This window comes from Burkholderia sp. Ac-20392 (genome assembly GCF_017104585.1).
GTDB classification, from domain to species: Bacteria; Pseudomonadota; Gammaproteobacteria; order Burkholderiales; family Burkholderiaceae; genus Burkholderia; species Burkholderia lata.
This window is the reverse complement of the sequence record NZ_JAAGPB010000326.1, coordinates 1-9984: the sequence shown is the minus strand read 5'-3', so window position 1 is coordinate 9984 and position 9984 is coordinate 1. Positions and strand designations below refer to the sequence as shown.

The window sequence follows — 9984 nt, the reverse complement described above, 5'->3', positions numbered from 1 at the left end:
CGCTCGCGCGGCGCCATCGCGACGCGCTGGACGGACTCGACGACGCGGCCGCCGCCGACCGCCTCGCCGAACTCAACGTGCTCGAACAGGTGCGGCTGCTGCGCGCATCCCCGATCGTGCAGGGCCGCGAACGGCCGCCGCTCGTGCACGGCTGGATCTTTTCGCTCGCCGACGGCCGCCTGCAGGAACTCGATTCCGGCTACACCACGCCGACCGTCGACGTCGAACCCGTGCAGGCCGCGACGGCCGGCGCGCTCGGCTGACCTACCCCGCCCCCAAGCCAATGAAATCGCCCCAACCATGAAACTGAACGAGCGCCTGTCCACCCTGCCGCGCGACATCGTCGCCGGCGTCGTCGTTTTCCTCGTCGCGCTGCCGCTGTGTCTCGGCATCGCCAATGCGTCCGGCGTCGAGCCGTTCGCCGGGCTCGTGTCCGGCATCGTCGGCGGCATCGTCGTCGCGTTGCTGAGCGGCTCGTCGCTGTCCGTCAGCGGGCCGGCCGCCGGCCTCGTCGTGATCGTCGTCGAAGGGATTGCCCAACTCGGCAGCTTCTCCGCGTTCCTGCTCGCGGTGCTGCTGTCCGGCGTACTGCAGTTCGGGTTCGGCATGCTACGCGCCGGCCGCTTCGCCGCCTATGTGCCGTCGCCCGTCATCAAGGGCATGCTCGCCGCGATCGGCCTCCTGTTGATCGTGAAGCAGATTCCGTTCGCCTTCGGTATCGGCGGCTCGGCCGCGCAATCGTTTGCGAATTGGCCGGGCCTGCCGGTCGCGTGGGCGGCCACGGCCATCGCGCTCGCCTCGCTCGCGCTGCTGGTCGCGTGGGACACGCCCGCGCTGCGCCGCTTCGCGCTGGTGCGCTCGGTGCCGGCCCCGCTCGCCGTAGTCGTGCTGGGCATCGGCGCCACGCTCGTGCTGAGTGTCGTCGCCCCGTCGGTTGCGCCGGGCGCCGCCCATCGCGTGACGCTGCCCGAACTCGGATCGTTCGCGGCGTTCGCGGCGTCGCTCAAGCATGCGGAGCTCGGGCCGAACTTCGCGCAGCTCGTGAATCCGGACGTGTGGCGCGTCGCGATCACGCTTGCGGTCGTCGCAAGCCTCGAGACGCTGCTGAGCCTCGAAGCTGTCGAGCAGATCGACCCGAAGCGCCGGCCGACCCAGCCCGACCGCGAGCTCAAGGCCCAGGGCGTCGGCAATCTCGTCGCGGGCGCAGTCGGCGGGCTGCCGATCACGTCGGTGATCGTGCGCAGCTCGGTGAACGTCAATGCGGGCGCGCAAAGCCGGATGTCGGCGATCGTGCACGGGATGCTGCTGCTCGCGAGCGTGTTCGCGCTCACCGGCCTGATCAACCTGATCCCGCTCGCGAGCCTGGCCGCGATCCTGATCCATACCGGCTTCAAGCTCGCGAAACCGGCGCTGTTCCGCTCGGTGATGAAACAGGGGCCGGCCGCGTTCGTGCCGTTCGCCGCGACGATTGCCGGCGTGCTCGCGGTCGACCTGCTGTTCGGCATCGCGCTCGGCCTTGCCTGCAGCGTGCTGGCGGTCGCCGTCGCGAACCTGAAGAGCCCCGTCACGCTCGCGCAGCACGACGATCACTTCCTGCTGTCGTTCCGCAAGGACGTGTCGTTTCTCGGCAAGGTGCAGGTCAAGCATCACCTGCGGCACATTCCCGACCGGGCCGCGGTGATCATCGACGCGACGCGCGCCGACTACATCGATCACGACGTGCTCGAACTGCTCGACGCGTTCGTTGCCGATGCGCCGCGACGCGGCATCGCGGTCGAGTTCCGGCGGCGCAGCCCGGCACCGCGCGCGGCCGCGCGCCGCTGGCTGTTCCGTGCGCCAGCCGCCGAATGAGCGACGCATGAAAAACGCCCCGGCGGCGCAGGGCCGCACGGGGCGTTTCGGCGGAGCGCCGCGCGCGGCGCTTACGAGCGCTGCGGGTTGACCTTGTCGTCCTTCGAATGCAGCTTGTTCAGTGCGGAGATGTACGCCTTCGCGGATGCGGCGACGATGTCCGGATCGGTGCCGACACCATTGACGATCCGCCCGCTCTTCGACAGTCGGACCGTCACTTCGCCCTGCGCCTGCGTACCGGTCGTGATCGCGTTCACCGAGTACAACAGCAGCTCGGAACCGCTGCCGACTTCGCTCTCGATCGCATTGAACGTCGCGTCGACCGGACCGTTGCCGCGTGCCTCGCCGGTCACTTCCTTGCCTTCGACCCCGAACACGACCTTCGCGTGCGGCTGCTCGCCCGTTTCCGAGTGCTGCGACAGCGACACGAACTTGAAGTGCTCCTGCTCGTGCGCAAGTGCCGATTCCTCGGACACGATCGCGATGATGTCTTCGTCGAAGATCTCGGCCTTGCGGTCGGCCAGATCCTTGAAGCGCATGAACGCGGCATTCAGTTCGCTCTCGCTGTCGAGCGACACGCCCAGCTCCTGCAGGCGCTGCTTGAACGCGTTGCGGCCCGACAGCTTGCCGAGCACGATCTTGTTCGCGGTCCAGCCCACGTCTTCCGCGCGCATGATCTCGTAGGTGTCGCGCGCCTTCAGCACGCCGTCCTGGTGGATGCCCGATGCATGCGCGAACGCGTTCGCGCCGACCACCGCCTTGTTCGGCTGCACGACGAAACCGGTGATCTGCGACACGAGCTTCGACGTCGGCACGATCTGCGACGTGTCGATACCGACGTCGAGACCGAAGTAGTCCTTGCGCGTCTTCACGGCCATCACGATCTCTTCGAGCGACGTGTTGCCCGCGCGCTCGCCGAGACCGTTGATCGTGCACTCGATCTGACGCGCGCCGCCGATCTTCACGCCGGCGAGCGAGTTCGCGACCGCCATCCCGAGGTCGTTATGGCAGTGCACCGAGAAGACCGCCTTGTCCGAATTCGGAATGCGTTCGCGCAGCGTCTTCACGAGGTTGCCGTACAGCTCCGGCACGCCGTAGCCGACCGTGTCGGCGATGTTGATCGTCGTCGCACCTTCGGCGATCACGGCTTCAAGCACGCGGCACAGGAAATCCATGTCGGAGCGGCTGCCGTCTTCCGGCGAGAATTCGACGTTGTCGGTGAACTTGCGCGCGAAGCGCACCGCGAGGCGCGCCTGCTCGAACACCTGGTCGGGCGTCATCCGCAGCTTCTTCTCCATGTGCAGCGGCGACGTCGCGATGAACGTGTGGATCCGGAAGCTCTCGGCCGGCTTCAGTGCGTCGGCCGCGCGCTGGATGTCCTTGTCGTTGGCGCGCGCCAACGAGCAGATCGTGCTGTCCTTGATGAGACCGGCGATCGTGTGGATCGCGTCGAAATCGCCGTTCGAGCTGGCCGCGAAGCCGGCCTCGATCACGTCGACCTTCATCCGCTCGAGGTGCTTCGCGATGCGGATTTTCTCTTCCTTCGTCATCGACGCACCGGGCGATTGCTCGCCGTCACGCAACGTCGTATCGAAAATGATCAGCTTGTCTGTCATGGGGGGCTCCAGGGCTCTTTATACGGAAGTCAAACGTAACGAGATCGCGCCACCGCTGGCGACGCTCAACAACAGACGAGGCTTGACGGGGGGCGAGAACGGTCAGCGCGGCAGGCGCGCCAAAGCTAGCGCGCGTAGCGGCGCACCGGCTAGAAGGAGGGAGAGGCGGGAAAATGCAGTCATGCCGAAGACTATAGCGGCATTCCGTTGGGTGCGCAATCGGACGGCACCCGGGCTTCCGGCGGCCCGGATCGAACAAGGGACAAATGAAAACGGCGGCCACCAGGCCGCCGCTTCCGGGCAAAAAACGCGCGTGCGTCAGTGATCGCGCTGCGACGAGCGCGCCGGATTCGCGCGCCCGCGGATGGCCATGTAGGCCCAGAACACGTAGCCGGACAGCCCGTACAGCACGAACAGGCAGAACAGCATCAGTGGCGGATCGGACGACACGAGCACGAACGCGACGACGACCAGCAGGATCGCCGCGAACGGCACGCGGTGCCGCACGTCGAGCGCCTTGCCGCTGTAGAACGGTGCGTTCGACACCATCGTCACACCCGCGTAGATCGTCAGCACGAACGCGACCCACGGCAGCCAGCCGAGCTTCATCGGCACGCGGTTGTCGGTGGCGAGCCACACGAAGCCCGCGATCAGCGCGGCGGCGGCCGGGCTCGGCAGCCCCTGGAAGAAACGCTTGTCGACGACGCCGATGTTCGTATTGAAGCGTGCGAGGCGCAGCGCGGCGCCCGAGCAGTACACGAACGCGGCGAGCCAGCCCCAGCGGCCGAGATCCTTCAGCACCCACTCGTACATCACGAGCGCGGGCGCGACGCCGAACGACACCATGTCCGACAGGCTGTCGAACTGCTCGCCGAACGCGCTCTGCGTATGCGTCATGCGTGCAACGCGCCCGTCCATCCCGTCGAGCACCATCGCGACGAAAATCGCGATCGCGGCGATCTCGAAGCGCACGTTCATCGCCTGCACGACCGCGAAGAAGCCGCAGAACAGCGCGGCGGTCGTGAATGCGTTCGGCAGCAGGTAGATGCCGCGCGTCTTCAGGAACCGCTGGCGCGCGGCGCGGCGGCTCTCGATGGGCACCGGATCCTGTGCCATCACCTTGTTGCGGCGGAACGGGCGTGGCGTCTGGCCGGCGCCGTTGCGCGGCCGACGCGGTTTGAATGCGGCCATCGTGCGCCCCGCCGCTTACTGTTCGAGTTCGGCGAGGATCGTCGACGACGCGTAGACCTTCTCGCCGATCGACACCTTCGCGCGGCTGCCGAGCGGCAGGTACACGTCGACGCGCGAACCGAAGCGGATGAAACCGTAGCGCTGGCCGCGCGACAGCGGTTCGCCGGCGCGTACGTAGCAGAGGATCCGGCGTGCGACGAGGCCGGCGATCTGCACGGCGGTCACGGTCTTGCCGCTCGCCGTCTGGATCACGACCGCATTACGCTCGTTCTCGGTCGACGCCTTGTCGATCGCCGCGTTCAGGAACGCGCCCGGGAAGTACTCGACCTTGGAGATCGCGCCATCGACCGGCGAACGCTGCGAATGGACGTTGAAGACATTCATGAACACGCTGATCTTCAGCGCTTCGCGGTTCGCGTACGGGTCTTGCGCGGTCTCGACCGCGACGATGCGGCCGTCTGCCGGGCACAGCACCGCGTTCGGCTGCGCCGGGATCGGGCGCTGCGGATCGCGGAAGAACTGGACGACGAAGACGAGCAGCAGCCAGAACGGCCACGCGAAGCCGAAGCCCCCGACGGCGTGGATCAACAGCGCGATGACGGCTGCAATCGCGATGAACGGCCAGCCTTCGCGCGCGATGATCGGATGAGGATAGTTCATGGATTCGTTCTGTGTTCGGTGAATTGCAAAGCCCGTAGGATAGCAAAAGCCGCCCGGGGCACTGCTGCCTTCGGGCGGCTTTTTGGTACCGGCCCTCTATTCGAGGGGCCGGAACAGCACGCGGCGCTTAGTTCTTCGACTGGTCGACGAGCTTGTTCTTCGCGATCCACGGCATCATCGCGCGCAGCTTCGCACCGACTTGCTCGATCTGGTGCTCGGCCGTCAGGCGGCGGCGCGACTGCAGCGTCGGTGCGCCTGCCTTGTTCTCGAGAATGAAGCTCTTCGCGTACTCGCCCGTCTGGATGTCGGTCAGGCACTGCTTCATCGCCTTCTTCGTCTCTTCCGTGACGATGCGCGGGCCCGTCACGTACTCGCCGTACTCGGCGTTGTTCGAGATCGAGTAGTTCATGTTCGCGATGCCGCCTTCGTAGATCAGGTCGACGATCAGCTTCAGTTCGTGCAGGCACTCGAAGTACGCCATTTCCGGCGCGTAGCCTGCTTCGACCAGCGTCTCGAAGCCAGCCTTGATCAGCTCGACGGTACCGCCGCACAGCACGGCCTGCTCGCCGAACAGGTCGGTTTCGGTTTCTTCACGGAAGTTGGTTTCGATGATGCCTGCACGGCCGCCGCCGTTCGCTGCCGCGTACGACAGCGCGATGTCGCGTGCCGCGCCCGACTTGTTCTGCGCAACCGCGATCAGGTGCGGCACGCCGCCACCTTGCGAGTACGTACCGCGAACCGTGTGGCCCGGTGCCTTCGGCGCGATCATGATCACGTCGAGGTCGGCGCGCGGGATCACCGCGCCGTAGTGGACGTTGAAGCCGTGCGCGAATGCCAGCGCTGCGCCCTGCTTGATGTTCGCGTGGACTTCCTTCGCGTACACGTCGGCGATCTGCTCGTCCGGCAGCAGCATCATCACGACGTCGGCGCCCTTCACCGCTTCCGCGACTTCCTTGACCGACAGGCCGGCGTTCTCGGCCTTGCTCCACGACGCGCCGCCCTTGCGCAGGCCGACCGTCACGTTCACGCCGCTGTCCTTCAGGTTCAGCGCGTGTGCATGGCCTTGCGAGCCGTAGCCGATGATCGTGACTTGCTTGCCCTTGATGAGGGAGAGGTCAGCGTCTTTGTCGTAGAAAACGTTCATGATGGTTCCTTCGCTAATTCAAAAATTCAACAATTCGTTCGGATGGAGTACTGCGGGCCGGGACATGACGGCGCACCCGGCGTGCCTGTCTGGCATCACACCTTCAGGATGCGCTCGCCGCGTCCGATGCCGGAGCTGCCGGTGCGCACGGTCTCTAGGATCGCGCCCGCGTCCAGCCCCTGGATGAATGCGTCGAGCTTGTCGCTCGCGCCCGTCAATTCGATCGTGTAGGTCTTTTCGGTCACGTCGATGATGCGGCCGCGGAAAATGTCCGCCATCCGCTTCATTTCTTCGCGCTCCTTGCCCACTGCACGTACCTTGATCAGCATCAGCTCGCGTTCGATGTGTGCACCGTCGGTCAGGTCCACCACTTTCACCACCTCGATCAGGCGGTTCAGATGCTTCGTGATCTGTTCGATCACGTCGTCGGAGCCAATGGAAACGATGGTGAGCCGCGACAGCGATTGGTCTTCGGTCGGCGCCACCGTCAAGGTTTCGATGTTGTAGCCGCGTGCGGAAAACAGACCGACCACGCGCGACAGCGCGCCCGGTTCGTTCTCCAGCAGGACGGAAATGATGTGTCTCATGTTCGCTTCTTCCAGAATGTGTCCGTGTCGATTCACTCGCGCCGCGCGCTGCCGCGTGCCGCACCGCCCTTCGTGAAGGCGGCCGCATCGGGCTCAGGCGCGCGTCGCGCCGTTACAGATCTTCCGATCCGAGCAGCATCTCGGTGATGCCCTTGCCGGCCTGTACCATCGGCCAGACGTTTTCGGTCGGATCGGTCTGGAAGTCGAGAAACACGGTGCGGTCCTTCAGGCGCAGCGCTTCCTTCAGCGCCGGCTCCACATCCGAGGTCTTTTCGATCCGCAAGCCGACATGGCCATACGCTTCGGCGAGCTTCACGAAATCAGGCAGCGCATCCATGTACGAATGCGAATAGCGCTTGCTGTATTCGATCTGCTGCCACTGGCGAACCATGCCGAGATAGCGGTTGTTCAGCGAAATGATCTTCACGGGCGTGTCGTACTGCAGGCACGTCGACAGTTCCTGGATGCACATCTGGATCGAGCCTTCGCCCGTGATGCACAGCACGTCGTCGTCCGGGTGCGCCATCTTGACGCCCATCGCTGCCGGCAGGCCGAAGCCCATCGTGCCGAGACCGCCGGAGTTGATCCAGCGACGCGGCTTGTTGAAACGGTAGAACTGCGCCGCCCACATCTGGTGCTGGCCGACGTCCGAGCACACGAACGCATTGCCGTCCGTCAGCTCCCACGCCTTCTCCACCACGTATTGCGGCTTGATGATCTCGCTTTCGCGGTCGTATTTCAGGCAGTCCTTCGAGCGCCAGCCCTCGATGTCCTTCCACCATTGCGCGAGCGCCTCGGTGTCAGGGCCATGCTCGGCCGTCTGCAGCTGCTCGATCAGCTCCTTCAGCACTTCCTTCACGTCGCCGACGATCGGGATGTCGACCTTCACACGCTTCGAGATCGACGACGGGTCGATGTCGATGTGGATGATCTTGCGCGGACGCGACGCGAAGTGCGCCGGGTCGCCGATCACGCGGTCGTCGAAGCGGGCACCGATCGCGATCAGCACGTCGCAGTGCTGCATCGCCATGTTCGCTTCGTAGGTGCCGTGCATGCCGAGCATGCCGAGGAATTTCTTGTCCGACGCGCGATAGCCGCCAAGGCCCATCAGCGTGTTCGTGACCGGGTAGCCGAGCAGGTCCGCGAACTGGTTCAGTTCGCGCGACGCGTCGGCGAGGATGATGCCGCCACCCGTGTAGATGTACGGACGCTTCGCCGTCAACAGCAGCGACACGGCCTTGCGGATCTGACCCGAATGGCCTTTCGTGACCGGGTTGTACGAACGCAGCGACACGTTCTTGACGGGTTCGTACTCGCACGGCGTCTTCGAGATGTCTTTCGGGATGTCGATCAGCACCGGGCCTGGACGGCCGGTACGGGCGATATAGAACGCCTTCTTGACGGTTTCCGCGAGGTCGCGCACGTCCTTCACGAGGAAGTTGTGCTTCACGCACGGACGCGTGATGCCGACGGTGTCGCATTCCTGGAATGCATCCTGGCCGATCGCGGCCGTGGGCACCTGGCCGCTGATCACGACCATCGGGATCGAATCCATGTACGCCGTGGCGATGCCGGTCACCGCATTGGTGACACCGGGGCCCGACGTCACGAGACAGACGCCGACATTGCCGGTGGAACGCGCATACGCATCGGCTGCGTGCACGGCCGCCTGTTCGTGGCGCACCAGCACGTGCTGAATCTTGTCCTGCTTGTAAAGCTCGTCGTAGATGTAGAGTACCGAGCCGCCGGGGTAGCCCCAGATGAATTCGACGTTTTCATCGGCCAGTGCCTTCATGAGCACGGTACCGCCGATGGAGTCGCTATCGGGAGGGGAAAGGGGTTCCGACGTGGAGAATTCCGCGCTGGGCATGTTCATTTTGACCTTTCGAATTTTCGGCAAAAAATTGATCGGGTGCTCTCTGCCGGGCTTGTGGCTCGGGTTCAAGCGGCGCGTCCAGTTTGAAGGGCAGGCTTCTTGGGCCAGCCTCAAATGAGACCATCACTTCATGTTGCGAATCATTGACGATAGCGGGTCGTGAATGGGCCGTCAAGCAAAATATCCCGCAGCGCATCATGGGCAGCGCCCGGCACCCCGCCGCCGCGGCTCGCGCGCAACGTACGGCGCCCAACCCGGTGCCAAGCGGCGCGAAAATTTGATAGCATCCGCGGGTTTTACGAAATTTTTCGACCTTTTACACCACGCAGCGGCCCGCAGCGCATACCTTCACGGAATGGCATCAGACAAGGAACTCGCCGACTTTCTGGCGGGCGTCGAAAGGCGCGCGTTCAAGCAGGCTGCGTACGCCGTGCGTGACGACGATGCGTCGCTCGACATCGTGCAGGACGCGATGATCAAGCTTGCGGAGAAGTACGGCGACCGGCCGGCGGCAGAACTGCCGCTGCTTTTTCAGCGGATCCTGCAGAACGCGATCCACGACTGGTTCCGCCGGCAGAAAGTCCGCAACACGTGGGTCACGCTCTTCTCGTCGCTGAACAACAGCGACGACGACGACTTCGACCCGCTCGAAACACTCGAATCCGCGGACGACAACGCGGGCGTCGAGAGCAGCGAGCACCGCCTCGAACGAGAGCAGGTTCTGGCCCTGATCGACGAAGAAATCCAGAAACTTCCGGCGCGTCAACGGGAAGCGTTCCTGATGCGTTATTGGGAAGATATGGATGTCGCCGAGACTGCCGCCGCTATGGGGTGCTCCGAGGGCAGCGTGAAGACGCACTGCTCACGGGCCACCCACACGCTGGCGCACGCGCTCAAGGCCAAAGGAATCACGCTATGAGCTCCGCTCCCGCAAATCGAGAACACGAATTCGCGTTGAAGGTACGTCGCGCGCTGGACGAGCGCGCGGCCGACCTGCCTGCCGCGACCACCGACCGTCTGGCCGTCGCCCGTCGGGCTGCGCTCGCACGCAAGAAGCCC

General features: G+C 64.9%; 9 protein-coding genes and 1 pseudogene. 4 read left to right on the top strand and 6 right to left on the bottom strand.

Annotated elements, in window-relative coordinates; translation table 11 throughout:
* Positions 1–263: pseudogene (locus tag G3N99_RS27575) on the top strand (carbonic anhydrase); the annotation flags it as partial.
* A gap of 37 nt (positions 264–300) precedes the next feature.
* The gene (locus G3N99_RS27570) at positions 301–1851 is read left to right on the top strand and encodes a SulP family inorganic anion transporter (RefSeq protein WP_174942617.1); all 1551 of its coding nucleotides are present in this window, start codon (positions 301–303) and stop codon (positions 1849–1851) included.
* Between the two features lie 71 nt (positions 1852–1922).
* Here G3N99_RS27570 and G3N99_RS27565 read toward each other — a convergent pair whose 3' ends face one another.
* From G3N99_RS27565 to G3N99_RS27540, 6 genes are all read right to left on the bottom strand, one after another.
* Positions 1923–3467, bottom strand: a complete 1545-nt coding sequence (locus G3N99_RS27565) for a 2-isopropylmalate synthase (protein ID WP_174942620.1) — start codon at positions 3465–3467, stop codon at positions 1923–1925.
* Positions 3468–3785: 318 nt separating this feature from the next.
* Positions 3786–4658 carry a CDP-diacylglycerol--serine O-phosphatidyltransferase gene (gene pssA, locus G3N99_RS27560; RefSeq protein WP_174942623.1) on the bottom strand — a complete coding sequence of 291 codons (873 nt, stop codon included), beginning with the start codon at positions 4656–4658 and terminating at the stop codon, positions 3786–3788.
* Between the two features lie 15 nt (positions 4659–4673).
* On the bottom strand, positions 4674–5318 hold the full coding sequence (locus G3N99_RS27555; RefSeq protein ID WP_011352710.1) for a phosphatidylserine decarboxylase: 645 nt from the start codon (positions 5316–5318) through the stop codon (positions 4674–4676).
* Between the two features lie 127 nt (positions 5319–5445).
* The gene (gene ilvC / locus G3N99_RS27550) at positions 5446–6462 is read right to left on the bottom strand and encodes a ketol-acid reductoisomerase (RefSeq protein ID WP_174942625.1); all 1017 of its coding nucleotides are present in this window, start codon (positions 6460–6462) and stop codon (positions 5446–5448) included.
* 95 nt (positions 6463–6557) lie between these two features.
* Positions 6558–7049, bottom strand: coding sequence for an acetolactate synthase small subunit (ilvN, locus tag G3N99_RS27545; RefSeq protein WP_011352712.1), 492 nt, complete (start codon positions 7047–7049; stop codon positions 6558–6560).
* Positions 7050–7161: 112 nt separating this feature from the next.
* A complete protein-coding gene (locus tag G3N99_RS27540; RefSeq protein WP_174942628.1) occupies positions 7162–8925 on the bottom strand; it encodes an acetolactate synthase 3 catalytic subunit in 1764 nt (587 codons plus the stop codon).
* Positions 8926–9280: 355 nt separating this feature from the next.
* Between G3N99_RS27540 and G3N99_RS27535 the strand changes: the two genes are divergently transcribed.
* Both G3N99_RS27535 and G3N99_RS27530 read left to right on the top strand, forming a co-directional pair.
* Positions 9281–9844, top strand: coding sequence for an RNA polymerase sigma factor (locus tag G3N99_RS27535; protein ID WP_011352714.1), 564 nt, complete (start codon positions 9281–9283; stop codon positions 9842–9844).
* Positions 9841–9984 (top strand): DUF3619 family protein (locus tag G3N99_RS27530; protein ID WP_206123976.1); only part of this gene is annotated, 144 nt, incomplete at its 3' end. The genes G3N99_RS27535 and G3N99_RS27530, both read left to right, overlap by 4 nt.

Coding starts and splice junctions, on each gene's coding strand:
- G3N99_RS27555 (WP_011352710.1), bottom strand. CDS start 5,318: ATGAACTATCCTCATCCGATCATCGCGCGCGAAGGCTGGCCGTTCATC.
- ilvN (WP_011352712.1), bottom strand. CDS start 7,049: ATGAGACACATCATTTCCGTCCTGCTGGAGAACGAACCGGGCGCGCTG.
- G3N99_RS27540 (WP_174942628.1), bottom strand. CDS start 8,925: ATGAACATGCCCAGCGCGGAATTCTCCACGTCGGAACCCCTTTCCCCT.
- ilvC (WP_174942625.1), bottom strand. CDS start 6,462: ATGAACGTTTTCTACGACAAAGACGCTGACCTCTCCCTCATCAAGGGC.
- G3N99_RS27570 (WP_174942617.1), top strand. CDS start 301: ATGAAACTGAACGAGCGCCTGTCCACCCTGCCGCGCGACATCGTCGCC.
- G3N99_RS27535 (WP_011352714.1), top strand. CDS start 9,281: ATGGCATCAGACAAGGAACTCGCCGACTTTCTGGCGGGCGTCGAAAGG.
- G3N99_RS27565 (WP_174942620.1), bottom strand. CDS start 3,467: ATGACAGACAAGCTGATCATTTTCGATACGACGTTGCGTGACGGCGAG.
- pssA (WP_174942623.1), bottom strand. CDS start 4,658: ATGGCCGCATTCAAACCGCGTCGGCCGCGCAACGGCGCCGGCCAGACG.